General features: G+C 73.4%; 26 protein-coding genes. 14 read left to right on the top strand and 12 right to left on the bottom strand.

The features are described from left to right. Window positions 1-61: 61 nt before the first annotated feature. From ACFWCH_RS02515 to ACFWCH_RS02500, 4 genes are read right to left on the bottom strand one after another with little or no spacing between them, the layout of a single operon-like run. Window positions 62-1,135: a nitronate monooxygenase family protein gene (locus ACFWCH_RS02515; RefSeq protein ID WP_136034114.1), complete on the bottom strand. Its 1,074-nt coding sequence runs from the start codon at window positions 1,133-1,135 to the stop codon at window positions 62-64. After that, a complete protein-coding gene (locus ACFWCH_RS02510) occupies window positions 1,132-1,881 on the bottom strand; it encodes a CoA-transferase (protein WP_136034115.1) in 750 nt (249 codons plus the stop codon). The genes ACFWCH_RS02515 and ACFWCH_RS02510 overlap by 4 nt, the downstream gene beginning before the upstream one ends. Then, window positions 1,878-2,723 (bottom strand): CoA transferase subunit A, encoded by an 846-nt coding sequence (locus ACFWCH_RS02505; protein ID WP_136034117.1) that lies wholly within the window; start codon window positions 2,721-2,723, stop codon window positions 1,878-1,880. The genes ACFWCH_RS02510 and ACFWCH_RS02505 overlap by 4 nt, the downstream gene beginning before the upstream one ends. Then, the gene (locus ACFWCH_RS02500; RefSeq protein ID WP_136034119.1) at window positions 2,720-3,478 is read right to left on the bottom strand and encodes an enoyl-CoA hydratase family protein; all 759 of its coding nucleotides are present in this window, start codon (window positions 3,476-3,478) and stop codon (window positions 2,720-2,722) included. Before ACFWCH_RS02500 ends, ACFWCH_RS02505 begins: the two co-directional genes overlap by 4 nt. Window positions 3,479-3,631: 153 nt before the next feature. Between ACFWCH_RS02500 and ACFWCH_RS02495 the strand changes: the two genes are divergently transcribed. From ACFWCH_RS02495 to ACFWCH_RS02485, 3 genes are read left to right on the top strand one after another with little or no spacing between them, the layout of a single operon-like run. Then, window positions 3,632-4,534 (top strand): SDR family oxidoreductase, encoded by a 903-nt coding sequence (locus ACFWCH_RS02495; RefSeq protein ID WP_136034121.1) that lies wholly within the window; start codon window positions 3,632-3,634, stop codon window positions 4,532-4,534. Next, window positions 4,531-5,313 carry a MaoC/PaaZ C-terminal domain-containing protein gene (locus ACFWCH_RS02490; protein WP_136034123.1) on the top strand — a complete coding sequence of 261 codons (783 nt, stop codon included), beginning with the start codon at window positions 4,531-4,533 and terminating at the stop codon, window positions 5,311-5,313. Before ACFWCH_RS02495 ends, ACFWCH_RS02490 begins: the two co-directional genes overlap by 4 nt. Next, complete coding sequence (locus tag ACFWCH_RS02485; RefSeq protein ID WP_378802841.1) at window positions 5,310-6,224, top strand: NAD-dependent epimerase/dehydratase family protein; 915 nt, start codon at window positions 5,310-5,312, stop codon at window positions 6,222-6,224. The genes ACFWCH_RS02490 and ACFWCH_RS02485 overlap by 4 nt, the downstream gene beginning before the upstream one ends. Here ACFWCH_RS02485 and coaE read toward each other — a convergent pair. After that, entirely contained in the window at window positions 6,199-6,831 is a 633-nt protein-coding gene (gene coaE / locus ACFWCH_RS02480; protein WP_206252619.1) for a dephospho-CoA kinase, read from the bottom strand. The genes ACFWCH_RS02485 and coaE overlap by 26 nt on opposite strands. Before the next feature lie 24 nt (window positions 6,832-6,855). Further along, window positions 6,856-7,365 (bottom strand): GNAT family N-acetyltransferase, encoded by a 510-nt coding sequence (locus ACFWCH_RS02475; protein WP_136034128.1) that lies wholly within the window; start codon window positions 7,363-7,365, stop codon window positions 6,856-6,858. A gap of 130 nt (window positions 7,366-7,495) precedes the next feature. Here ACFWCH_RS02475 and ACFWCH_RS02470 point away from each other — a divergent pair, with 130 nt between their 5' ends. Together ACFWCH_RS02470 and ACFWCH_RS02465 are read left to right on the top strand one after the other, a co-directional pair. Continuing rightward, window positions 7,496-8,056: an acyl-CoA thioesterase gene (locus ACFWCH_RS02470; protein WP_136034130.1), complete on the top strand. Its 561-nt coding sequence runs from the start codon at window positions 7,496-7,498 to the stop codon at window positions 8,054-8,056. A 39-nt stretch (window positions 8,057-8,095) separates the two neighbouring features. Beyond that, window positions 8,096-9,496, top strand: coding sequence for a hypothetical protein (locus tag ACFWCH_RS02465; RefSeq protein ID WP_136034132.1), 1,401 nt, complete (start codon window positions 8,096-8,098; stop codon window positions 9,494-9,496). On the opposite strand, the gene ACFWCH_RS02460 is transcribed toward ACFWCH_RS02465, so the two are convergent. From ACFWCH_RS02460 to ACFWCH_RS02450, 3 genes are read right to left on the bottom strand one after another with little or no spacing between them, the layout of a single operon-like run. Further along, window positions 9,451-10,041, bottom strand: coding sequence for a hypothetical protein (locus tag ACFWCH_RS02460; RefSeq protein ID WP_136034134.1), 591 nt, complete (start codon window positions 10,039-10,041; stop codon window positions 9,451-9,453). The two genes, ACFWCH_RS02465 and ACFWCH_RS02460, sit on opposite strands and share 46 nt — an antisense overlap. Then, complete coding sequence (locus tag ACFWCH_RS02455) at window positions 10,038-10,601, bottom strand: DUF4352 domain-containing protein (protein WP_136034136.1); 564 nt, start codon at window positions 10,599-10,601, stop codon at window positions 10,038-10,040. The genes ACFWCH_RS02460 and ACFWCH_RS02455 overlap by 4 nt, the downstream gene beginning before the upstream one ends. Beyond that, on the bottom strand, window positions 10,598-11,278 hold the full coding sequence (locus ACFWCH_RS02450; protein WP_168442887.1) for a hypothetical protein: 681 nt from the start codon (window positions 11,276-11,278) through the stop codon (window positions 10,598-10,600). Before ACFWCH_RS02450 ends, ACFWCH_RS02455 begins: the two co-directional genes overlap by 4 nt. 74 nt (window positions 11,279-11,352) lie before the next feature. On the opposite strand from ACFWCH_RS02450, the gene ACFWCH_RS02445 reads away from it, so the two are divergent. From ACFWCH_RS02445 to rocD, 6 genes are all read left to right on the top strand, one after another. Then, the gene (locus ACFWCH_RS02445; RefSeq protein ID WP_378802840.1) at window positions 11,353-15,006 is read left to right on the top strand and encodes a proline dehydrogenase family protein; all 3,654 of its coding nucleotides are present in this window, start codon (window positions 11,353-11,355) and stop codon (window positions 15,004-15,006) included. Window positions 15,007-15,174: 168 nt separating this feature from the next. Next, window positions 15,175-15,609: a hypothetical protein gene (locus ACFWCH_RS02440; RefSeq protein ID WP_136034142.1), complete on the top strand. Its 435-nt coding sequence runs from the start codon at window positions 15,175-15,177 to the stop codon at window positions 15,607-15,609. Beyond that, window positions 15,609-15,839, top strand: a complete 231-nt coding sequence (locus ACFWCH_RS02435) for a helix-turn-helix transcriptional regulator (protein WP_378802839.1) — start codon at window positions 15,609-15,611, stop codon at window positions 15,837-15,839. Before ACFWCH_RS02440 ends, ACFWCH_RS02435 begins: the two co-directional genes overlap by 1 nt. Next, window positions 15,836-16,828: an NAD(P)-dependent alcohol dehydrogenase gene (locus ACFWCH_RS02430; protein WP_206252632.1), complete on the top strand. Its 993-nt coding sequence runs from the start codon at window positions 15,836-15,838 to the stop codon at window positions 16,826-16,828. Before ACFWCH_RS02435 ends, ACFWCH_RS02430 begins: the two co-directional genes overlap by 4 nt. 166 nt (window positions 16,829-16,994) lie before the next feature. Continuing rightward, window positions 16,995-17,873, top strand: coding sequence for a dimethylargininase (gene ddaH, locus ACFWCH_RS02425; RefSeq protein WP_136034148.1), 879 nt, complete (start codon window positions 16,995-16,997; stop codon window positions 17,871-17,873). After that, a complete protein-coding gene (rocD, locus tag ACFWCH_RS02420) occupies window positions 17,870-19,093 on the top strand; it encodes an ornithine--oxo-acid transaminase (protein WP_378802838.1) in 1,224 nt (407 codons plus the stop codon). Before ddaH ends, rocD begins: the two co-directional genes overlap by 4 nt. 81 nt (window positions 19,094-19,174) lie before the next feature. On the opposite strand, the gene ACFWCH_RS02415 is transcribed toward rocD, so the two are convergent. The 3 genes from ACFWCH_RS02415 to ACFWCH_RS02405 are packed head-to-tail and all read right to left on the bottom strand — an operon-like array spanning window position 19,175 to window position 21,294. After that, window positions 19,175-19,453 (bottom strand): hypothetical protein, encoded by a 279-nt coding sequence (locus tag ACFWCH_RS02415; protein WP_136034150.1) that lies wholly within the window; start codon window positions 19,451-19,453, stop codon window positions 19,175-19,177. 60 nt (window positions 19,454-19,513) lie between these two features. After that, window positions 19,514-20,848, bottom strand: coding sequence for an MFS transporter (locus ACFWCH_RS02410; RefSeq protein WP_136034163.1), 1,335 nt, complete (start codon window positions 20,846-20,848; stop codon window positions 19,514-19,516). 5 nt (window positions 20,849-20,853) lie between these two features. Then, window positions 20,854-21,294 carry a MarR family winged helix-turn-helix transcriptional regulator gene (locus ACFWCH_RS02405; RefSeq protein WP_136034152.1) on the bottom strand — a complete coding sequence of 147 codons (441 nt, stop codon included), beginning with the start codon at window positions 21,292-21,294 and terminating at the stop codon, window positions 20,854-20,856. A gap of 71 nt (window positions 21,295-21,365) precedes the next feature. Between ACFWCH_RS02405 and ACFWCH_RS02400 the strand changes: the two genes are divergently transcribed. The 3 genes from ACFWCH_RS02400 (at window position 21,366) to ACFWCH_RS02390 (ending at window position 23,947) form a co-directional block, all read left to right on the top strand. Then, entirely contained in the window at window positions 21,366-22,109 is a 744-nt protein-coding gene (locus tag ACFWCH_RS02400) for a copper homeostasis protein CutC (RefSeq protein WP_378802837.1), read from the top strand. Window positions 22,110-22,118: 9 nt separating this feature from the next. Continuing rightward, window positions 22,119-22,973 carry an alpha/beta fold hydrolase gene (locus ACFWCH_RS02395; protein WP_378802836.1) on the top strand — a complete coding sequence of 285 codons (855 nt, stop codon included), beginning with the start codon at window positions 22,119-22,121 and terminating at the stop codon, window positions 22,971-22,973. Between the two features lie 236 nt (window positions 22,974-23,209). Further along, window positions 23,210-23,947, top strand: a complete 738-nt coding sequence (locus ACFWCH_RS02390) for a DUF1684 domain-containing protein (protein WP_378802835.1) — start codon at window positions 23,210-23,212, stop codon at window positions 23,945-23,947. The last annotated feature ends 18 nt before the right edge of the window (window positions 23,948-23,965 follow it).

Below are 23,965 nucleotides of genomic sequence, written 5' to 3'. Positions count from 1 at the left end.
GACGACGGACGACCCGCGGATGGCGTGCGTCCGGGCCCCGGGGGGCGCGGCTCCCCGGGGCTCAGGCGAGGACGCAGGAGGCGGCGGCGCGGAGGTGGGCCACGGCGTCGCGCACCACGCGGTCGACGAGCTCCTCGCAGCTGGGGAGGTCGTCGATCAGCCCCACCACCTGGCCGGCGGCGAGCATGCCCGCGGAGGTGTCGCCGTCGACGAGCCCGGCCTTCAGCAGCATCGGAGTGTTCGCGGCGAGGGTCATCTGCGTCCAGGAGCGCCCGGTCGCCTTCTTCATCGACACCGCATCCCGCACCAGCTGCGGCCAGCTCAGGCCGCTCAGCTTCTTGAACTCCCACGACCGGCGCAGCGTCGGCAGCAGGCGGGACACCCCGCTTCCGCCCTCCAGTCCCTCCACGAACTCGGTGCGCAGCAGGCGGTGGGGCATGCCGTCGGCCTTCGTGGTGACGACCGTGCCGTCCAGCCCGAAGTCGAGGTATCGCCGCTTCACGGCCTCGGGCACCGAACTGTCGCTCGTGAGCAGGAACCGCGTGCCCATCCCGACCCCCGCGGCGCCGTACGCGAGCGCGGCGGCGAGACCCCGTCCGTCGTGGAAGCCGCCGGCCGCGATCACGGGGATGTCGACGGCCGCGACCACCGAGGGCAGCAGGATCGAGGTGGGCACGGCACCGGTGTGACCGCCGCCCTCACCGCCCTGCACCATCACGGCGTCCGCACCCCACGCCGCGACCTTCTCGGCGTGCCGCACGGCCCCGATCGAGGGGATCACGACCACGCCGTGGTCCTTGAGTCGCTCGATCAGCTCGCGTCGTGGGGCGAGAGCGAAGCTGGCGACCTTCACGCCGTGCCGGATGAGCAGTTCGACGCGCTCGGTGGCATCCCCGGCGTCGGCGCGCAGGTTCACGCCGAAGGGCCGGTCGGTGCGCTCGGTCACCTCGATGATCTGCCGTTCGAGCTCGTCGATGGTCATGGTGGCGGAGGCGAGGATGCCCAGCGCTCCGGCCTGCGCGGTGGCGGTGACCAGGCGGGCGCCGGCGACCCAGCCCATGCCGGTCTGCACGATCGGATGGTCGACGCCGGTCAGGCGCGTGAGCGGCGTGGAGAGCTGCGGGGGCGTGGTCATGATGCGATCACCTCTCGGTCGCGGAGTCCGCGGGGGTCGAGACGCTCGCGCACCAGGCGCAGCTCCTCGGCGGTGGGCTGCCGGGTCTCGGGGACGACGGCGGGGATGTGCAGCGGGAAGCCGGTGGCCGCGACCACCCGGTCGAGGGTCACGCCGGGGTGCAGGCTGACGAGGGCGACCGTGGCGCCGGGGCCGGTCAGGTCGAGCACCGCGAGGTCGGTGACGATGCGGCGCACGTCGTGGAAGCGGTGGGCCCCGGCCGTGCGCGCCCTGGCCGGCCCGACGCCCGTGACCACGTCCACCCGGTCCACGAACACGCGCGGGCTGTGGCGGGCGACCCAGTAGCTGGTCGCGTGGTTGACGGTGTTCGTGGCGGCGGCCCTGGCGCCGAGCAGCTGCCGGGTGGGACGGTCGCGGTCGCCGATCGCGGACAGGTTCTGGTCGCCGTGGCGGTCGAGCTGTGCGGCCCCCATGATCACGTGGCGGCGACCGCGGGCGATCAGCTCGAACAGCTGCGCGTAGGGGAGCGGCGCCTCCGGCTCGCGGAACGGCTCGTCGACGGCGGGGGTGTCGGCGTACAGGGTGGCTTCGCCGTCGCTGAGCAGCAGGCCGGGCGCGTGCGTGAGCCGCGCGAGCCGCACCCCGACGGTGGGCACGATGCCGACGGGGCTCGCGAGGATCGTGCCCGCGCCGCGGAAGAGGTCGCTGCACGCGGCGATCGCGACCTCGGCGCGCGTGGCCGTCATTGTGTCGCCGCCTCACTCGTCCGCGGGGCGAGCTCGCCCGCCCGGAACCGGGTCAGATACGCCTCACGGTCCGCGGGCGAGGCGGCCGCGGCGGCGTAGGCGCGCTGCCCCTCCTCGTCGCGGTCGTGATGGGGCGGATGCGCCGTGAACCCGGCTCCGCCCGGGGCATGCACGATCCGGTCGGTGAGCGTGCGGTCGAGGAAGCGCGCCGTGGGGCCGAGCCCCGTCCACAGCGCGGCGGTGTCCACCACCTCCTCCACGCTCACCACGGTGTGCGCCGCCGCGCCCGCGAACAGGTCGTCGAAGAACAGGTCCGGCCCGAGGCACACGGCGGTGCCGGCGGCGTCGGCCCGGTCGAGGTGGAGCAGGGCGAGGTCGAGGGGCACGGCGGGCATCGCCACCAGCACCTCGGCGTCGGCGTAGGGCGATGTGATCGTGCGGATCTGGGGGTTGCGGCTGACGGCGTCCGAGCCCGCCCCCGCCCGGGTGGCCTCGAAGGGCAGGCGCCGGGCGGCGGCGCGGAGTCCGGCGACCAGCATCGCCTCGTCGTACTCCACGCTGCGCACCGCGCCGGACTGCCGGGCGTCCGCGAAGTAAGGGTCGATCGCGATGCTGTCGAGCGAGACGAACCCGTGCACGATCTCGGACGCCTGGCCAGTGGCGCAGAGCAGGCCCACGTCCGGTCCGCCGAAGCTGACGATGCGCAGGTCGCGCGCCCCGGAGAGCACGATCTGCCGCACGAGGGCCATCGGCTTACGCCGTGAACCCCAGCCGCCGACGCCGATCGTCATGCCGTCGCGGATCAGCGGCGCGAGATCGGCGGCGGATCCGGCGGTGGTCATGTCGTCAGGTTCTCGCCGGTCGCGACGAACGCGTCGCGGTGCTGGTCGGCGACGCCGGCGAGGTTGAGCTCGAACGTGAAGCCCTGCTCGAACCGGTAGCTGCGGTTGACGTCGATCGGGTCGATGCCGTTCAGCGCCTCCTTGGCGGCGCGGATGACGCGCGGGTCCTTCGCGGCGATCTCCTCCGCGAGCGCGAGCGCGGTCGCGTCGAGGTCGGCGCGTGGCACCACCGCGTCGACGGATCCGAACTCCGCGAGACGCTGCGCCGTCACCGTGCGGCTCGTGAAGTACAGCGAGCGCAGCAGATGCTGCGGCACGAGGCGGGCCAGGTGGGTGGCGGCGCCGAGCGCGCCGCGGTCCACTTCGGGCACGCCGAAGGTCGCGTCGTCGGAGGCGACGATCACGTCGCTGTTGCCGACGAGGCCGATCCCGCCGCCCAGGCAGAAACCGTTGACGGCGGCGATGACCGGAACGGCGCACTCGTAGATGGCCTTGAACGCCTCGTAACAGCCGCGGTTGGCGCCGAGGATGCCGGAGAAGCCCTCGATGCGCTGCATCTCCTTGATGTCGACGCCCGCGTTGAACCCGCGGCCCTCGGCGCGGAGGATGACGACGCGGGTCTCGGCGTCGGCCGTGGCCTCGCGCATCGCGGCGGCCACGTCGAACCACCCGGCGACGGGGAGTGCGTTCACCGGCGGGTAGTCCATCGTGACGGTGCGGACGCCGCGAGGGTGCAGGGCGGAAGTGATCGTCATCGGACACCTAACCTAACGTTTGCTCAAGCACCCTAGCAGTTGCTTGGTTATCGACGGAACCCTCACCGTGCATTTGCCCTAGCAATTGCTTGGTTGGTATGCTCGGGCGCATCCCACCCGCGTCCGCCGACGCCGCTCGAAGGAGAGTCGACCATGGCAGGAATACTCGAAGGCCGCGTGGCCATCGTCACCGGTGCTGGTCGCGGCCTCGGCCGAGAGCACGCGCTGGAGCTCGCGCGCCAGGGGGCGAAGGTGGTCGTGAATGACCTCGGCACGACCCTCGACGGTGACGGCGTCTCGGTCGGTCCGGCGCAGGAGGTCGTCGAGCTCATCGAGGCCGCCGGGGGAGAGGCGATCGCGAACGGCGCCGACATCGCCGACTTCGCGCAGGCCGGGGCCCTCGTCGAGCAGGCGCTCACGGCGTTCGGACGACTGGACATCCTCGTGAACAACGCCGGGTTCGTGCGCGACCGCATGCTGGTCAACGCCGGCGAGGACGAGTGGGACGCGGTGATCCGCGTGCACCTCAAGGGGCACTTCGCGCCGCTGCGCCACGCGAGCGCGCACTGGCGTGCCGAGGCCAAGGCCGGGCGGCAGCCGGTCGCCCGCGTCGTGAACACCTCGTCCGGCGCCGGGCTCCAGGGCAGCATCGGGCAGGCGGCCTACTCCGCCGCGAAGGGCGGCATCGCCTCCCTCACCCTCGTGGCCGCCGCCGAGCTGCAGCGGTACGGCGTGCACGTCAACGCGATCGCCCCATCCGCCCGCACGCGCATGACCGAGGGGCCCTTCGCCGACGCGATGGCCGCGCCCGCGGACGGCTTCGATCGCATGGACCCGGCGAACGTCTCGCCCGTGGTCGCCTGGCTCGCCAGCGCGGACTGCGACGTCACCGGCCGCGTGCTGGAGATCGAGGGCGGCCGCCTCTGCCTGGAAGAGGGATGGCGGCACGGGCCCCGGCGTGACCGGGATCGGCGGTGGGACGCGGCCGAGGTCGGCGAGGCGGTGCGGGCCCTGGTCGCCGAAGCTGCTGCCCCCGAGCCGGTGTACGGCGCATGAGCGCGGGCGACTGGGCCGGGCGCGACCTCGGCGAGCGGACAGTCGGCTACGACGAGCGCGACGCGATCCTCTACGCGCTGTCGGTCGGGGCCGCCGCGACCGACCTCGATCTCGTGTTCGAGGACCGTCTGCGCGTGCTCCCGTCGTTCGGGCTGACGCTCGCGCAGTGGGCGCCCGACGTGCTCGCCGAGGCGGGGGCGTTCGACGACCGCGCCGTGCACGGCTCGCAGACGCTGGAGGTGCACCGGCCGCTGCCGCGCTCGGGCGAGCTGCGGCTGTCCGCCCGCGTTGGCGACGTGTGGGACAAGGGTTCCGCGGCCGTGTTCGACGTGATCGTGGAGTGCGCCGAGTTCACCGCGACCTGGTCACTGTTCGCGCCCGGTGCGGGCGGGTTCGGTGGGGGACGGGGCCCGGCGCGGGCTGCCACCGACGAGCGACCGGTGGGTGCGACGGCCGCCGTGACGACGTTCCCGACGCAGGCCGCCCTGTACCGGCTGACCGGCGACCGCCACCACATCCACATCGATCCCGCGGCGTCCGCGCGGATCGGGCAGACCGTGCCGATCCTCCAGGGGCTGTGCACGCTCGCCGCCACCACCCTCGTCCTCGCTTCCGAGCAGGGCGCGCATCCGGCCGACCTCCGCTCGCTACGGGGCCGGTTCAGCGGTCCGGTCATCCCGGGCGATGTGCTCGAGGTCGAGTCGTGGCACGGCGGCGACTTCGAGTTGCGGCGCGACGGGACGCCCGTGATCTCCGACGGCCGGGCGGTGTTCGCATGAGCCGGGTGCTGGTGGTCGGCGCGACCGGGATGATCGGCAGTCACGTCGCCGCCGACCTCGCCGCGCGCGGTGACGCGGTGACCGTGATGGCGCGGCGCGAGCCGTCCGAGCGCGACCCCCGGGCCATCGCCGGGATGCCGCGCCTCCGGGGCGACTACACCGACGCCGGGTCCGCCGCGCTGCTCGACGGTTTCGACGCGGTCGTGTTCGCGGCGGGCAACGACATCCGCCACGTGCCCGCCGCGCAGGAGGACGACGCGTTCTGGGAGCGCACGCAGAGCGTCGGGGTGCCGCGCTTCGCCGCGCTCGCGAAGACCGCGGGCGTCGGCCGGTTCGTGCAGATCGGCAGCTACTACCACCAGCTGCACCCGGAGTGGGCGGAGCGGATCCCCTACGTGGCGGCGCGGCGCGACGCCGACGAGCGCACCCGCGCCCTGAGCGACGACGGTTTCGCGGCGATCACCCTGAACCCGCCGTCGATCGTCGGCGCCGATGAGCGCGGCCTGCGGCGGTTCGCCCGCATGATCGCGTGGACGCGCGGCGAGCTCGACGAACCCGCGCTGTTCGCCCCGCCGGGCGGCACCAACTACCTGTCGGTGCGCTCGCTCTCGCAGGCCGTGCAGGGCGCGCTCGATGCGGGCGAGGGCGGGCGGGCCTACCTGGTGGGCGACGCGAACCTCACGTATCGCGACTACTTCCAGCTGCTCGCCGACGCCGCCGGCAGCGCGCACACGATCGAGGAGCGCGACGAGGAGCATCCGTTCCAGCCCGACCGCTTCATCGTGCAGGGCCGCGGCGCGGTGATCGCGTACGAGCCGGACCCCGTGGAGACCGCCCTGCTCGGCTACGACCGGGGCGATGTCGAGCGCGCGCTGGCGGAGATCGTCACCGCGGCGGACGCGCAGCGCTGAGCCGCTCCCACAGCACGGCCGTCGCGGCGAGAGTGTCGGCGAGGGTGCCGTCCGTGCGCAGCACCTCGTCGGCGATCGCGATCCGGTCGGCCTCGGCGCCCTGTGCGCGGAGCCGCCGCTCGGCCTCGGCCGCATCGTGCCCCCGCTCCTCCCGCAACCGGCGCAGGCGCATGGCCTCGGCGGCCTCGACCGTCACGACCCGGTCGTACGTCCAGGGCAGGGGGGCGGTGGTGCGGCTGAGCAGCGGGATCTCGTGCACCACGACACCCGGTTCGCGGCGGGCCTCGGCGATGCGCGCAGCCACCTCGGCCAGCAGAGCCGGGCGCAGCAGGGCGTTGTAGCGGGAGAGGAGGGCGGGATCGTCGAACACGCGTGCCGCGACCGCCGCCCGGTCGAGAGACCCGTCCGCCGTGCGGACCTCGGCCCCGAGCAGCGCCGTGATCCGGTCGAGCAGCGCCGCGCCGTCCGTGGTGCCGGGATCGACGATGGCACGGGCGGCCGCGTCACCGTCCACGATGCGGGCACCGTGCGCGGCCAGGGCGCGCGCGACCGTGCTCTTCCCCGCGGCGATCCCGCCCGTGAGTCCGACCAGGATCGCCGCCGTCACGAGGGTTCTCCCGGTCGAAACGCGTCAGGGACGGACGAAGCGGACCTCGGTGAGCGTCTCGCCGAGGAAGGGCTCGGTGTGCGAGGCGCCGTCGAGGTGGAAGCCGTTGCGCGTGTAGAAGCGGTGCGCACGGGGGTTGTCCTCCGCGACCCACAGGTAGAGCGGCTCGTCCTTCTCGACTGCGGCGTCGAACAGCTTCTGGCCGATGCCGGTGGAGTGGTACGCGTCGAGCAGGTAGATGAAGTAGAGCTCCCGGAAGGCGGGGGCGTCCTTGTCGCGGGCGGGGCCGGAGCCGACGAAGCCGACGATCTCGCCGTCGACGAGGGCCGCGTTCATCTTGAAGTCGGGGCCCTGGGCGGCCCAGTGCGTCCACAGCTCGGCCATGCGGCGGGGCGAGACCTTCTCCAGCGCGGCCTTGCTGATCAGGTGATCGTAGGTCTCGTGCCAGCACTGCGCGTGCACGCGACCGAGGGCTTCGGCATCCACATCACGGACCGGACGGACGATGACTTCGGGCTGGGCTTCGGCGCTCATGCGGTGACTCTACGCGCGGCCCGTGAAAACTCGAAATCGGCGCGGAGCGGGGTGACGCGCGGGTGAACGGCCTGGAGGAACCGCACAACGATATTCACGGTTCGTGCGCCGCTGGCTACGATCGTCCCTCGTGAACGTGATCTGGCGGACCCTCCTCGTGATCCTCGGCGCGCGGCGTCGCGTGCGGCAGGGGAAGACCCTCGACCCGACCGCGGTGAGCAGCGTCACCGTCACGACCCTCCCCACCGACCTCGACATCCTCCGGCACATGAACAACGGCCGCTATCTGTCGCTGTTCGACCTCGGCCGCTGGGATCACCTGATCCGCACCGGGCTGTTCGACGTGATGAAGCAGCGCGGCTGGTACGCGGTCGTCTCGAGCGAGACCATCACGTTCCGCAAGTCGCTGCAGCTGTGGCAGCGCTTCGAGGTGCAGTCGCGGTTCATCGGCCACGACGACAGGGCGCTGTTCCTGGAGCACCGGGCCGTGGTCGACGGCGAGGTGTACGCCAGGGCCATCGTGCGGGCGCGCGTGCTGCGGCGCACGGGCGGCACCGTGAGCAACGAGGAGCTGTTCGCCGCGGTCGGCAAGCCGGAGGGCGTGCCGGAGATCGACGCCTGGGTGCACGACTGGGCGGCGGCGTCCGCCCTCCCGCCCGTGCGCACGCCCGCCCCCAGCGTCTGGAACTGATCAGGCGCGCGGCGGGCGCACTGCCGATATATTGACGCTGTGCTGGCCATCCTGACGACCGCCGGGCGCGTGCTGCTGCGGCACTGGCCCGCGCTCATGGCGTGGTACCTGGCCGGGGTCCTCGTGCACTACGTGATCACCGAGATCGCCGGTTTCGTGGGTGCCACCTCGGCCACGCTGGGCTTCTTGGTGCTGCCCATCGCGATCCTCGCCCGGCTCGTCAGCCTGGTGGCCATGTTCCTGGTGCTGCGCGACGGGCTGCGCAACCTGCAGGAGGTCGCCCCGCTCCCGGAGTCCGCCGCCGACCGGCGCCGGACGTTCCTCACCGCGCTGCTCGCCGGGATCCTCCCCTTCTTCGCCGTGTACTGGGCGCAGGGCCTGCTCGGCGAGGACGTGCGCACCTACTCGGCCCGTGCCCTCGAGGTGCGCTCCGGGATCATCTGGACGGCGAGCGTCAACGGCGAACCGGCCGTCGGCTCCGAGGACACGGTGCTCAACCTGCCCCTCAACGTCTGGACGATCGCGATCATCGTCGTCGCGTTCGCCGGGCGATGGGCGTGGTCGAAGTGGTCGCCGAAACTCGCCGCCTGGCTCTCGCCCGTGGCGGTGTACTTCGAGGTCGTCTGGGTGTTCTTCTCGGTCATGGTGCTCGGCGACGTGTTCGACGCGATCAAGGCCTGGGTCGACAGCCGAGCCGCGATGGCGGTCCTGGAAGACGTGCGCGAGGGACTGCTGGACGCGGTCGCGCCGCTGCGGTGGCTGTGGGACGGGGTCGGCTGGGTGCTGTCGGAGGCCGGTCCGGTGCTGCTGGCGCCGCTGGCGTGGCTCACGATCGCCGGCGTCGTGTTCGGGCAGGCGATCGTGGCCGAGAAGCTGCGCGTCGAGAGCCGGTTCCTGTCGCGGTTCCGTCAGCACGCCGAGGCCATCCCCAACCCGCTCGTGCGCCGGCTCAGAGACCTCGGCGACGAACTCGGCGCCCGGTTCCGCCCGATCGGTCGCGCGCTGCTGCTGATGTGGCGGGCCGGCCCGCTCCTGGTCGCGTCCTACGCCCTGCTGTACGTGGTGGTGAAGGCGCTCGAGTCGTACCTGGCCTTCGGTCTCACCCGCCTGATCGGTCCGCACGACTTCGTCTTCTGGGCGGTCGCGACGCCCCTCGTGTCCCTCGTCCCGATGCTGCTGATCGAGCCCGTGCGCATCGCCGTGATCAGCGGCGCGTACGACGCCACGCTCGGGCGACTGCGACGCAAGCAGCAGGAGCGCTCCGACACCACCACCGGTTCCGCGGCCGAGGCGGAGATGCGCGCCGTCGCCGATGCCGCGGGGCTGCTGCCCTCCTCGGTCGACGCGGTCGCCGCGGCCGTCGTCGCCGCCCCGCCGCGCGATGCCGTGGGGGGTCAGAGTTCGAACGCGAACCTGAGGAACGAGCCGCCCGCGTCGTAGGGTCGCACGTCCACCCAGAACGGGCCCTCCGCGTCGTCCGGCACCACGAACGGCACGACCAGCTCGTACTCCCCGGCCTCTGCGCTCAGGCACGTCTCCGGCTCGTCCGGGTCGGACAGCAGCCCGATCTCCAGACGCACGGGGCGCCACTCGCGGCCCGTCGCCCGCTCCACCAGCTTCGGGGTCTCGCAGCCGATGCCCGCGGTGCTCGCGTCGACCGGCACCGCCACGGCGATCAGCCGCGTGCCGTCGGGGACGTCGAGGCCGCTCACGTCGTCGATCTCGCCCCCGCGCACCGGACCCCACTCGGCTCCGGCGAGGTCGGCCGAGGCGTCTTCGTCGACCGTGATCGCGGTGACCGCCCTGGCCCCGAACCCGAAGTACTGATACCACTCCTGCCAGCCGACGGCCGCAGCGGTGACCGGGGCGAGCACCGCGAGGGCGACGAGCGCGACGGCGTTGCGACGCCACCACGACGGCCGACGCGGCACCGGTGCGGGCTCGACCGTGGGCGCGGGCGGGAGCGGCGGAGGCGGGATCGTCATCCGCGGGCCCACCCGTTCTCGTCGAGGAGGATGGCGGCCTCGACCGGGAGGTCGGCGAGGTCGAGCGGCAGGTCGACGACCCCGTCGAGCAGGACCTCGCCGATGCCGGCGCCCGCGACCCCGAGGCGCAGGGTGGCGCGGTCGTCCGTGACGTCGTCTGGCAGCTCGAACGCCAGACTCCCCGCGCGGGGGACGCCGGTCACCAGCCGCTGCTGCGCGAACGTCGTCCCGCGATCGGTGGCGCTGAACGTGCGGTCGCCGATGGTGAGCTGCGCGAGCGAGAGGGTGCTGAGGTCCTGCGTCACGGCGGACGCGGCCTCCAGGTCGACCACCAGCCAGGTGCCGTCGGCCGACCAGCCGTCCGCGTCTTCGACCCGGTCGGCCAGGCGCACGTCGGTGATCGTCACGACGAGGTTGCGCACGGCGGCCTCCTCGCCGATCCGCGTGACCCGGGGGAACGCGGCCGTCGCGGCGTCGTCCGGAAGCGTGACCTTCGACACCACCCACGCGCCGGCGAGCAGCGCCGCGGTGAGCAGCCACACGAGGACGTGCTTCTTCACGGTGCCGTCTCCTCCCCGATCCGCGCCGTGAGGGTCGCGCCGACCCGCACGTCGGTCCAGTAGTCCCCGCGGATCACCCGCGAGCCGACCGCGTGCGTGGAGTCCGGCAGGGTGAGCGTGAGCTCCTCGCCCTCCCGGTAGTCGTCCGGCCCCACGAGCCAGGCGAGCAGCAGTCGTGCGGGGACGTCGGGCTGCAGCGTCGGGGCCCCGCGTCCGTCGTCGGCCCGCGACACCTGCCCCTTCTCGTCGAGGCCCTCGATGCGGATGCCGTCGACCACCGCCGACTCGGGGACGCCCGAGGTCGAGCCGCGCGGGGCGTGGAAGGTGTTCACCGCGTCGACCGTGACCACCAGCACGCGCTCGCCCTTCTCCTCCTCGGGGAACACCCACGTCTGCCCGCGGTCGTCGCGCAGCTCCACCGCCACGACCGTCAGCTCCAGGTCGGACCCCGCGTACGTCTCACCCACCGCGACCTCGGGGATCGGGTCGACCGCGGCCGCCTCCAGCCCGCCGAACACCGCGGTGCCGGCGAGGAGCAGCGCCCCCGCGCCGGTGAGCAGCCACGGGGTCGGGATCAGGTCGATGCTGCGCCGCGCCCACCCCAGCACCCTGGCCCGGGCGGCGGACGCGTCGCTGCGGCCCTGCGGCGCCGTCCCCTCCGGCGGTGTCGTGGTCACGGCAACAGCATAGGGGCGAGGTCGTGCGGCCCGGGCTCCCGCCGAAACAGGGGCCCGGTCATAGGCTGAGGATCATGGCCGAGCTCCCGCCGGATGCCGCGTCGTCCGCCCCCCTCTCCGACCGTGCGATCGACCTCGCGCGCCGCTGGGTGATCGAGGCCGCGGCGGCCGACGTCGACCCCGCGGCCGCACGCCTGGCCGGGGTGCTGCGCGACGCGAACGGCCTGCCCTTCACGCTCGGCTTCGTCGACGGGGTGATGCGCCCGGAGAGCCTGACCGCGGCCGCCGCCCGCCTGCACCGCATCGCGCCGATCGTGCCCGAGTTCCTGCCCTGGTACCTGCGCTCGGCCGTGCGTCTGGGCGGGGGTGTCGCGCCCGTGCTGCCGACCCCGGTCGTGCCGATCGCGCGGCGGGCGCTGCGCGACATGGTCGGGCACCTCGTGGTCGACGCGCGTCCCGCCAAGCTCGGCCCCGCGATCGAGCGGCTGCGTGCCTCGGGTTCGCGGCTCAACCTCAATCTGCTGGGCGAGGCGGTGCTGGGCGAGGCCGAGGCGCAGCGCCGGCTCGACGGCATCCACGAGCTCATCCGCCGCGCCGACGTGGACTACGTGTCGGTCAAGGTGTCGGCCATCATGAGCCGCATCTCGATGTGGGGGTTCGACGCCGTCGTCGACCGCGTGGTGCAGCGTCTGCTGCCGCTGTACCTGACCGCGGCGGACGACGGCACCTTCATCAACCTCGACATGGAGGAGTACCGCGACCTCGACCTCACGATCGCGGTGTTCACGCGGCTGCTGGAGGATCCGCGGCTGGCGCGGCTGGAGGCCGGCATCGTGCTGCAGGCCTACCTGCCCGACGCGCTGCCCGCGCTGCAGGAGCTGACCGCGTGGGCGCAGGACCGCGTGGCCCACGGGGGTGCCCGCATCAAGGTGCGGCTCGTGAAGGGCGCGAACCTCGCCATGGAGCACGTCGAGGCGCGGCTGCACGGCTGGACCCCCGCGACCTACGACACCAAGCTCGACACCGACGCGAACTACCTCCGCTGCCTGGACTGGGCGCTCACGCCCGCGCACACCTCCGCCGTGAAGCTGGGGATCGCCGGGCACAACCTGTTCGGCATCGCCTACGCCTGGCTGCTCGCGGGCGAGCGCGGCGTGCGCGACGCGATCGAGTTCGAGATGCTGCTCGGGATGGCGCAGGGCCAGGTGCGGGCCGTGTCGCGCGAGGTCGGGGCGGTGCTCCTGTACGTGCCCGTGGTCGCCCCGGCCGAGTTCGACGTGGCCATCAGCTACCTGGTGCGGCGGCTGGAGGAGAACGCGTCGTCCGACAACTTCCTGTCCGCGGCCTTCCGGCTACACGAGGACGAGGGGCTGTTCGCCCGGGAGCGCGACCGGTTCCTCGACGCCCTCGACCGCTCCACGGACGCGACCCTGCTCCGCGGACCGCGCCGCACGCAGGACCGGCTCGCACCCGTGCACGAGTCGGTCCGCCCGACCGCCGCGGCCCCGATCCCCGAGGCCGACCTGACGCAGGCGGTGCTGGGCATCGCCCGCGGCACCGACGGCGCGGACACCGGGGCCTTCCTGGAGACGGCGGTGTACGCGGCCCGCGAGCGCGGTGAGGACACGGGCGGCGCTCCGGGCTTCGCCAACGCGCAGGACACCGACCTCGCGCTGCCCGCCAACCGGGAATGGGCCGACGGGATCCGCGGTCGCCTGGCCGACTCGACCGTGGGGGAGGCCGTGCTCGCCGCCGCCCGCGTGGACGACGCCGACGAGCTCGGGCGCCTCGTGCGGGGCGTGCGCGCCGCGGCCGCGTCGTGGGGCTCGCGTCCGGCGGCGGAGCGCGCGGAGGTGCTGCTGCGGGCCGCCGCCGCGCTCGACGGTCGGCGCGGGGAGCTGATCGAGGTGGCCGCGGCGGAGACCGGAAAGGTGTTCGCCGAGGCCGACGTGGAGGTCAGCGAGGCCGTCGACTTCGCCCGCTACTACGCCTCCACGTGCCGCGAGCTCGACGCGATCTCCGGTGCGGTGTTCGAGCCGGCGCGCGTGACCGTGGTCGCGCCGCCCTGGAACTTCCCGCTGGCGATCCCGGCCGGAGGAGTGCTCGCCGCGCTCGCCGCCGGCTCGGGCGTCGTGCTCAAGCCCGCCCCGCAGGCGCGACGCTGCGCCGCCGCGCTCGCCGAGGCCCTGTGGGAGGGCGGCGTGCCGCGCGAGGTGCTCGCCCTGGTCGACATCGAGGAGGGCGAGCTCGGACGGGCGCTGATCACCGACGAGGCCGTGGACCGCGTGATCCTCACCGGCTCGTGGGAGACGGCGGCGCTGTTCCGCTCGTGGCGCCCCGACCTGCCGCTGCTCGCCGAGACCAGCGGCAAGAACGCCATGATCATCACGCCGTCCGCCGACCTCGACCTGGCCGTCGCCGACCTGGTCAAGAGCGCCTTCGGGCATGCGGGGCAGAAGTGCTCCGCCGCCTCCCTCGCGATCCTCGTCGGCCCGGTCGGCCGTTCGCAGCGCTTCGCCCGGCAGCTCGCCGACGCGGTCCGCTCCCTGCGCGTGGGCTGGCCGGCGGATCCGTCGGCCGAGGTGGGCCCCGTGATCGAGCAGCCGCAGGGCAAGCTCGCCTGGGCGCTCACCGAGCTGGAGGGCGACGAGCGGTGGCTGATCGAGCCCGCCCCCGTGGACGGCGACGAGAGCGGACGACTGTGGCGGCCCGGCGTGCGCGTGGGCGTGCAGCCGGGGTCGCGCTTCCACCTCGAGGAGTTCTTCGGCCCGGTGCTCGGCATCATGCACGCGCCCACGCTCGCGCGCGCGATCGAGCTGCAGAACGCGGTCGCGTACGGCCTCACGGCCGGGCTCCACACGCAGGACCCCGACGACCTGTCGCTCTGGCTCGACCGGGTGCAGGCGGGCAACCTCTACGTCAACCGCGGCACCACGGGGGCGATCGTGCAGCGGCAGCCCTTCGGCGGCTGGAAGCGGTCGTCGGTCGGCCCCGGTGCGAAGCCGGGCGGCCCGAACCACCTGATCGGCCTCGGCACGTGGCGCTCGCAGCCCGGGGGCGCGGCATCGAGCACCCTGCACCTGCGGGGACTCGACTCGCGCATCACGGCGCTCATCGAGTCGGCGCAGCCGTCGCTGGCGTACGAGGCCTTCGAGTGGCTGCGGCGCGCGGCCCTGTCGGATGCCCTGGCCTGGGACCGCGAGTTCGGGCGGGTGCGCGACGTGTCGCGGCTGGAGGTGGAGCGCAACCTGTTCCGCTACCGCCCGGGGCACGTGGAGATCAGGGCGACCGAGGACGCACGCCTGCAGGACGTGCTGCGGGTCGTGATCGCGGGGGTCCGCGCGGGGGCGGGCTTCGTGCTCTCCACCCCGGTGGGGCTCCCGGCCGGGGTGCGGCACGCGCTGGGCGACCTCGACGCGGTGGTCTTCCTGGAGTCGGACGAGGAGTGGATGCAGCGCCTGCTGCCCGCGGAGGAGGAGCCGGCGGAGGGCGCGAGCGCGGGCGCGCGGTACGACCGGGTGCGTCTGGTGGGCGGCCGGGAGGCGGTCGCGACGCTGCGGGCGTCGCTGGCGGCGGCGACCGCGGGCGACCCCGACCTGGCGGTGTACGACGCGGAGGTGACCGCGGCCGCCCGCATCGAGCTGCTCCCGTTCGTGCACGAGCAGTCGATCTCCATCACGGCGCACCGCTACGGCAACCTCGACCCCTGGAGTGCTCCCGTCATCTGACCCCGCCCCCGCCCGCCGCGCCCACCGGCGCGGGGTCGAAAAGGTGCGTTCCGCGGGCGTGTCCGGCGCGTCTTCGATCCGGCACCGCCGGGTGTGTAAAAGATTCTTGACACGAGCACCCGCCGGGCGTAGCCTCATGTCAAGAATCCTTTACATTCGGAGGGCGTCATGGTCTACGAGGAACGCAATGTCTGGGCGGGGCTCATCATCAGCCCGATCGTGCTCGTCGCCTACGTGGTGCTCGTGCTGCAGCAGGCGGCGGGCGGGCCGCTCACCGCGGTCGACTGGTTCCCGCTCATGCTCTGGAGCATCGGCGGCGGCATCGTCGGCACCATCCTGCTCAGCGTCGCCTGGGGCATCCTGGCTGGGATGCGCGACCCCGACGGCGTCGGCCGCTCCGACATCCGCGACCGCGACATCGGCCGCATGGGCGCCCGCGTGGAGCAGGCGTTCGTGGCGATCGCCGGACTCGGCGTGATCGTGCTGTGCGGGATCGGAGCCGACGTCTTCTGGATCGCGAACACGATGTTCCTCGGGTTCTTCGTGGCCGCGGTGGTCGGCGGCATCGCCCGGGTGATCGCCTACCGGCGGGGGCTCGTGTGATGGTCAAGCCCACCCTCGTCTCCAACAGCATCCGCGCCCACCGCGAGCGGGCAGGGCTCACCCAGGCCGAGCTCGCCAAGACCGTCGGTGTGACGCGCCAGACGCTCATCGCGATCGAGCAGCAGAAATACTCGCCCACGCTCGAGCTCGCGTTCCAGATCGCTCGCGCCTTCGGCGTCGGGCTCGACGAGCTGTTCTCCTATCCGAGCGCCCCCGGAGGTTCCGCATGACCGCCCGCATGGCTGCCTGGCGTCGCGAGACCTACGGCCCCGCCGACGGAGTCGCGCTCGAACGCCTCCCCCTGCCGCAGCCGCACCACGGCGAGGTGCTGCTCCGCGTGCGGGCCACCGCGCTCAATGCGGGCGACGTGCGGCTGCTGCTCGGCGATCCGCTGCTCGTGCGACCGGCGTTCGGGCTCACCCGGCCGAAGCATCCCGTGCGCGGCATGGAGGTCGTCGGCACGGTCGTGGGTGTCGGGCCCGACGTGGTGGGCGCCGAGCTCGACGAGCACGTGGTCGGCGAGCTCGTGGGCGGCGGAGGTCTCGCGGAGTACGTGCGGGTGCCGGCCGCCCGGCTCGTGCCGCTGCCGCCGGGCGTGGAGCCCGAGGTCGCCGCCACGCTCCCGGTCGCCGGGGGCACGGCGTGGCAGGCGCTCGACCTCGGCGGGGTCGGACTGCACGGCGGCACCCCGCGGGTGCTGGTGATCGGGGCGTCGGGCGGGGTCGGCACGTTCGCGGTGCAGCTCGCCGCGCTGCGCGGGGCCGAGGTGTGGGCGTCGTGCCGCGACCGCAACCAGCCGCTGATCGAACGCCTCGGGGCCGTGCGCACGTTCGACCACCGGGTCACGCCCCTGCGCGAGCTGCCCGCGGGGCACTTCGACGCGATCATCGACGTCGCGGGCGGCATCCCGCTGCGGCAGCTGCAGCGACTGGTGGTGCCCGGCGGCCGCGTGGTGCTGGTCACCGGCGACGGCGGGCCCGTGCTGGGTCCGATCCCGCGCATGCTGAGGGCGGTCGTGCTGTCGCTCGGGTCGCGGCGCATCCGCCCGCTCGCGGCGACGCCCCGGCCCGAGGTGCTCGCCCGGCTGCTCGAGCTCGTGGCGGATGGCAGCCTCGTGCCGGTGATCGCCGAGACCTACGACTTCGCCGGGGCCGGGGCCGCGCTCGCCCGGCTGCAGGAGGGGCACGTGGTCGGAAAGCTGGTCGTGCGCGGCACCTGAGCGCGGCGGCGCGGGATCTGGCGGGCGGTCAGGCGCGGGTGGCACAATGGTCACCGGCGTGCCCGAGTCGCATCTTCCCCGCACCCGCTCCCGCGCGAGCGACGGGTCGAAGGACCGCCGGGCCCCTGGACAGCGTCCGCCGCGCCCGTTCACACGAGGAGCATCCATGTCGACGCCGGAGACCGCCGTCACCACCGCCCCTGCGCGCACCGCGCACCGCCGCCACTACCTGATGTGCCGTCCAGAGCACTTCACGGTGAACTACTCGATCAACCCGTGGATGGAGCCGGCCAAGCCGACCGACACGGCCCGTGCGGTCGAGCAGTGGCAGAAGCTGTACGACCTGTACGTCGAGCTGGGCCACGAGGTCGAGCTGATCGAGCCGCTCGCCGGATACCCCGACATGGTCTACACGGCCAACGGCGGCTTCCTGATCGACGGCCGCGCGTACGTGCCCGAGTTCCGCTTCGTCGAGCGTCAGGGCGAGGCCCCGGCGTTCGCCGACTGGTTCCGCGCCAACGGCTACGACACGGTGCTGCCCGAAGAGGTCAACGAGGGTGAGGGCGACTTCCTGCTGGTGGGTGACGTGATTCTCGCCGGCACCGGTTTCCGCTCCACAGGCGACAGCCACCGCGAGGTGGGTGAGGTGTTCGGCCGCGAGGTCGTGTCGCTCAACCTCGTCGACCCGCGCTTCTACCACCTCGACACCGCCATCGCGGTGCTCGACCCGGTGCAGGGTGTGGAGAACGGCGGCCCGGAGCGCGCCAACATCGCCTACCTGCCCGGTGCCTTCGACGACGCCAGCCGGGCCGAGCTCGAGCGGCGCTTCCCGGACGCGATCCTGGTGTCCGACGAGGACGGCGCGGTGTTCGGCCTCAACTCGTCCAGCGACGGCTACAACGTGATCATCTCCCCGCGCGCGAAGGGCTTCGAGCAGCAGCTGCGCGAGCGCGGCTACAACCCGATCACGGTCGACCTGTCCGAGCTGCTGCTCGGCGGCGGCGGCATCAAGTGCTGCACGCTCGAACTGCGCGGTGCGAAGTGACCGCGGTCGAGCCGGTGACCGCGGCGGCCGCTGAGGTCACGGCGCACGCGGAGCCGCACGTCGCGCACAACTACCACCCGCTGCCGGTCATGATCGCGCGGGGCGAGGGCGCGTGGGTCACCGACGTGGAGGGCAAGCGCTACCTCGACCTGCTCGCCGCCTACTCGGCCGTGAACTTCGGTCACCGCCACCCCGCCCTGGTCGCCGCCCTCACGGAGCAGCTCGGCCGCGTGACCCTGGTGAGCCGGGCGTTCCAGAGCGACACGCTCGAGCCCTTCGCCGCGGCGCTCGCCGAGCTGTGCGGCAAGGAGCTCGTGCTCCCGATGAACACCGGCGCCGAGGCCGTGGAGACCGGCATCAAGGTCGCCCGCGCGTGGGGCTACCGCGTGAAGGGCATCCCCGAGGGTGAGGCGCGCATCGTGGTGGCCAACGGCAACTTCCACGGGCGCACGACCACCATCGTGAGCTTCAGCGACGACGAGACCGCGCACGACGACTTCGGCCCCTACACGCCGGGCTTCGACCGGGTGCCGTTCGCCGACGCCGACGCCATCGAGGCCGCGATCACGGAGAACACCGCGGCCGTGCTGGTCGAGCCGATCCAGGGCGAGGCCGGGGTCGTGATCCCGCCGGAGGGCTACCTGCGCCGCATCCGCGAGATCTGCGACGCGAAGAACGTGCTGTTCATCGCCGACGAGATCCAGGCGGGACTGGGCCGCGTGGGCGAGACGTTCGCGTGCGACCGCGAGGGCGTCGTGCCCGACCTGTACCTGCTCGGCAAGGCGCTCGGCGGCGGCATCCTCCCGGTGTCGGCCGTGGTGGGCGACCGCGACGTGCTGGGCGTGATCCGCCCGGGCGAGCACGGATCGACGTTCGGCGGCAACCCGCTCGCGGCGGCGGTCGGGCTGCGCGTGGTGGAGATGATGCAGACGGGCGAGTTCCAGGAGCGCGCACGGGCTCTGGGTGCGCACCTGGAGGCCGCGCTGCAGCCGCTCATCGGCCACGGCGTGACTGCGGTGCGCATCGCGGGGCTGTGGGCCGGCGTCGACATCGACCCGGCGATCGGGACGGGCCGCGCGGTCGCGGAGAAGCTGTCCGAGCGGGGTGTGCTCGTGAAGGACACGCACGGCCAGACCATCCGCATCGCCCCGCCGCTCGTGATCCGCGCGACCGAGCTCGACTGGGCGGTCGAGCAGCTCAAGCTCGTGCTGGCGGGCTGAGCGCCTCACACGCACGCGAAGGATCCGCGGGCGGGCACCGGTCTCCGGTCGTCCCGTCCGCGGTTCCGTGTGCGGGAGCGCTCAGGCCGGCGGGTTGTCCGGGTCGAGCGTCTTCAGGGTGTCCTCCTCGGCGGGGTTGTCCGCGTCGAGGCCGTCCTCCGTGTTCTCCGAGCCGCCGAGCGGGGCGTGACCGGGGCCGGAGCTGCCCTGGATCGCGCCGCCGGTCGACTCGCCGCGGGAGCTGTCGCCCTGGATCGCGCCGCCGGTGCCGTCGCCCTGGCCGTCCTCCTGGGGCACGTCGACGTCGGGCGCGCCCTCGGCCGGGTCCTGGGGGTGGGGGGTGCTCATGTTGTCGTCCATGGCCCGACCGTACGGCGTGGGGCGGATGACGCGGAGGGCGTTGACAAAACGCCGCGGTCGTCACTCGCCGTCGTCGCGGCGCACCGTGCGGATCGGCGTGGTCACGGTCGCCTTCTCGGTGAAGTCGACCGGTTCGACGGGCTGCACGACCCGCAGCGGCCGCGTCTCGTCGAGGGTGAGCAGGAAGCGGCTGGTCTCGTGCCGGTGCAGGCGCCCGGAGGTGAGCACCCACAGCACGCCGATGGCGCACGCGACGAAGCCCGCCGTGCCGCCCAGCATGATCGCGGCGCGGGGGCCGAACGTGTCGGCGACCCACCCGGCGATCGGCGCGCCGACCGGGGTCGAACCCATGATCACGGCCATGTACAGCGCCAGCACGCGTCCGCGCAGCGCCGGGTCGGTCGTGATCTGCACGTACCCGTTCGCCGTGGTCAGCAGCGTCACGATCATGAAGCCCGTGAAGGTGAGGGTCACGGCATAGGCGAGGTAGCTCGGCATGGCGGCCGACACGAACGCGGCGATGCCGAACCCGCCCGCGGCGAGGATCACGACCCGCACGCGCGCGGTGTCGCGGCGGGCGGCGAGCAGCGCGCCGATCAGCGAGCCGATCGCGAGCACCGAGCTGAGCACCCCGTAGCCGTCGGCTCCCGCACCGAACTCGAGGGCCATGGTGGAGGCGAAGATCGGGAAGTTCATGCCGAACGCGCCGATCAGGAACACCGTCACGAACACGACCTTGAGGTCGCTGCGCGCCCACACGTAGCGGAAGCCCTCGGCCAGCCCGCCCCGGTTGCGGTGCTTGGGCCGCGGGGCGAGCAGGTTCGCGCGCATCAGCAGCAGGGCCAGGATCATCGCGAGGAAGGTGGCGGCGTTGGCGATGAACACCCACCCGGAGCCGATCGCGACGATGAGGAGGCCGCCCACGGCCGGGCCCACCATGCGGGCGAGGTTGAACGAGGCGGAGTTGAGGGCGACCGCGTTCGAGGTGTCGGCGGCGGAGACCATGTCGGACACGAAGGCCTGGCGGGCCGGGGCGTCGAACGCGTTGACGATGCCGAAGCCGAGCGCGAAGGCGAACATCATCGGCAGCGTCATGACGCCGGCCAGCAGCAGCGAGCCGACGGCGATCGCCAGCGCGAGCAGCGAGCCCTGCGTGGCGAGCAGGATGCGGCGGCGGTCGAAGCGGTCGGCCACCCAGCCGGTGAGGCTCACGAGCACGAGGGGCGGCCCGAACTGGAGGGCCATCGTGATGCCCATCGCGGTCGCGTCGTTGTCGGTGAGCTCGGTCAGCACGACCCAGTCCTGCGCGGTGGCCTGCATCCAGCCGCCGACGTTGGAGACCAGGGCGCCCGCGAACCAGATGCGGTAGTTGATGTTCGCGAACGAGCGGAACATGGCGCTCATCGTTCGACCACCCTCCGCATCAGGGCGCTCGCATCGCGCAGGATCGCGAGCTCGGCCTCGGTGTAGTCGACCTCGCGGAGCATGTCGGCCAGCAGCTCGTCGCGGCGGCGGATGGTCTCGACCACGATCTCGGCGCCGGCGGGCGTGATGTCGACCTGCACGCGCCGGCGGTCGTCCTCGTCGGGCGTGCGGGCGACGTAGCCCTGCTCCTCGAGCCCGTTGACGATGCTGGTCATGGAGGGGGCGGTCACGCGCTCGCGCTCGGCGAGGGTGGAGATCGTGCGCCGGCCGTTCATGCGCAGATCGGCGAGCACGGCGAGCTGGGTGTCGCTCATGGTGTCGGCGGCGCGGGCGCAGCGGAGGCGGCGGGCGAGCCGGAACGTGGCCAGGCGCAGGTCTGTGGCGGTGAGGGCGAGGAGATCATCGGGCGCAGACATACTTAGTTAGTCTATCTAATATTCGGGCGTCGTGGGCGGGCCGTCGCGCATCCACCCGGCAGAATGGACGGGTGACCCGTACCCTCGCTCTCGAACTCGCCGTCCAGGACCCCGCCGGAGTGCGCATCGCCGCAGAGATCGGCGCCGCCCGTGTCGAGCTCGCCACGGCCCTCGCGCTCGGCGGCCTCACCCCCTCGCCCGGGACCGTGGAGCTCGCGCTCGCCGCCGCCGCGGACGGGCCGGAGGTGCACGTGCTGATCCGTCCGCGCGCCGGCGACTTCCACTACGACGCCGACGAGCTCGCGGTCGCCGAGCGCGACGTGCGCCACGCGATCGCCGCGGGGGCCGCGGGCGTCGTGATCGGCGTGCTCGACGCCGCCGGCCGCCTCGACCGCGACGCCGTCGCCCGTCTCCGCGACGCCGCCGGGGGAGCACCCGTCACGCTGCACCGCGCCATCGACGTGACCGCCGACCCGGTCGCCACGCTCCGCAGCGCGCGCGAGCTCGGGCTGCGCCGCGTGCTCACCTCGGGCGGAGCGTCCGCCGCGATCGACGGCATCGACACGCTGCGCGCCCTGGTCGCCGCGGCCGAGGGCGCGATCGAGGTCATGGCCGGCAGCGGCGTCGACGTCGCGAGTGCCCCCGTGCTCGCCGAGACCGGCATCGACGCGCTCCACTTCTCCGCCAAGCGCACGGTCGTCGCCGAGGGCGGCGTGCGCATGGGCTCGGCGTCCGACGGCGTGGGCGGCTACGAGGTCACCGACCGCGACATCGCGGTCGCGATCAGGGACGCGCTCGCGGGGCGCGACCGGTAGGGTCGCAGCGTGACCGACACCCGCGAGTTCACCGATTCCCACGGCATCGCCATCGTCTACGACGTCTACCCGGCTGCGGGCGAGCCCCGCGGCGTCGTGCAGCTGCTGCACGGCGTGGGCGAGCACGCCGGCCGCTATCCCGCGCTGATCGCCGCGCTCACCGGCGCGGGCTTCCACGTGTACGCCGACGACCACCGCGGCCACGGGCGCACCGGTCTGCGTCAGCACGGCGACCCCGAGAAGCTGGGGCGGCTCGGCCCCGGCGGACTCCGGGCGGCGAAGGACGCGATCTGGCAGCTCACCGGCATCATCCGCGACGAGAACCCCGGCCTGCCGCTCGTGCTCCTCGGGCACTCGTGGGGGTCGTTCCTGGCGCAGATGCTCGTGAACGAGCACGCCGAGGCGTACGACGCGGTGATCCTCTCCGGCTCGGCACTGCGGACCCCGCGGTCGCTGAACCCCGCGCCGCTGAACGCCGCGTGGGCCGCCGACGACGCGACCGGATACGAGTGGCTGAGCCGCGACCCCGCGGTGTGGAAGTCCTTCGAGGAGGACCCGCTCACCACGGGCGTGCCCCTGCTGAAGCTCTTCGGTCCGCTCGACGCGGCGCGACTCTACGGGCGTCCGGCGAAGCACCTCGCCCGCGACCTGCCGATGCTCCTCCTGGTCGGCCGCGACGACCCGGTCGGCGGTCCGCGCAGCGTCCACAAGCTCGCCGACGAGTACCGCCGCCGTTCGGGCCTCACCGACGTCACGACCCTCGTGTACCCCGACGCCCGCCACGAGATCTTCAACGAGCAGCAGCAGGACGAGGTGCGCGCCGACGTGCTCGCGTGGCTCGACGCGCACATCCCCGCCCGCTGACACCCCCGCTGCCGGGCGGCGACCCCGGTGCGAGGTCGTTATCGGCCCTCCGCCCGGCCTCGTGGGCCCCTTTTCGCACCCGCACCGGCCCGTCCGCACCCGGACCCGCACGCGACCGAGGCGGACTGTGACGCGGGATGACGCGCGGTGAAGGAGTGTGACGCGAGCGCGCCGCGCCCGGCGTCGGCGACCTAGATTCGGGCTCATCCGCAGCAGGGACGGGAGGGCGCGCGGCGATGGGTTTCCGGAGCGACTGGCACGAATGGCATGCGGCGCGCGAGCGCTACGCCGGCGCGGAGTACGGGCCGTCCGCGCTCGAGTCCACGAACTGGCTCATCAGCGAGCCCGCGGCCGTCGACGGCATCCCCGGGCTCTGGGCCCTCGCCGGCGACGATGGCATCCGCGGCACCGAGCTCGGTCAGGCGGGGTCGAGCGTCACCCTCCGTGGCACCCAGACCCTGCGTCTGGGTCGCCGCGAGCTGCGCGTGTTCGACCGCAACGGAGCGATCGCGCTGCGCGTGTGGAACCCCGCGCGCCCGCAGCGGGAGTGGTTCACGGCGATCGACGCCTACGCCCCGGACGAGCGGTGGCGGCTGCCAGCCACGTTCGAGCCGACGCCGGGCGAGCGGATCCTGGTGACCTCGGTCGACGGCGCCTCGCGCGAGACGGACGTGGCGGGGCGCCTGCACTTCACGCTCGCCGCAGCCCCGCACACCCTCACGGTCACCCGCACCGGTCAGGGCACGCTGAGCGCGGTGTTCTCCGACGGCACCAGCGGCCTGGAGACGTACCGGTTCCGTTTCCTCCCGATCGACGAGCCCGCCGAGGACGGGACGGCGGTGCTCGACTTCACGCGCGCCTACCTGCCGCCGTGCGCGTTCTCCGACCAGTTCGTGTGCCCGCTGCCGCCACCGGGCAACCGCTACTCCACGCCCATCCGCGCGGGGGAGCGCGTGGTGGTGCTCGGCGGCTGACCCGCGCGGCACGGCGCG

Origin of the sequence: Microbacterium sp. NPDC060132 (assembly GCF_042729675.1) — a bacterium.
Classification (GTDB): domain Bacteria; phylum Actinomycetota; class Actinomycetes; order Actinomycetales; family Microbacteriaceae; genus Microbacterium; species Microbacterium sufflavum.
Note: the sequence above shows the minus strand (reverse complement) of the source record. Positions and strands in the feature narration are given on the sequence as shown.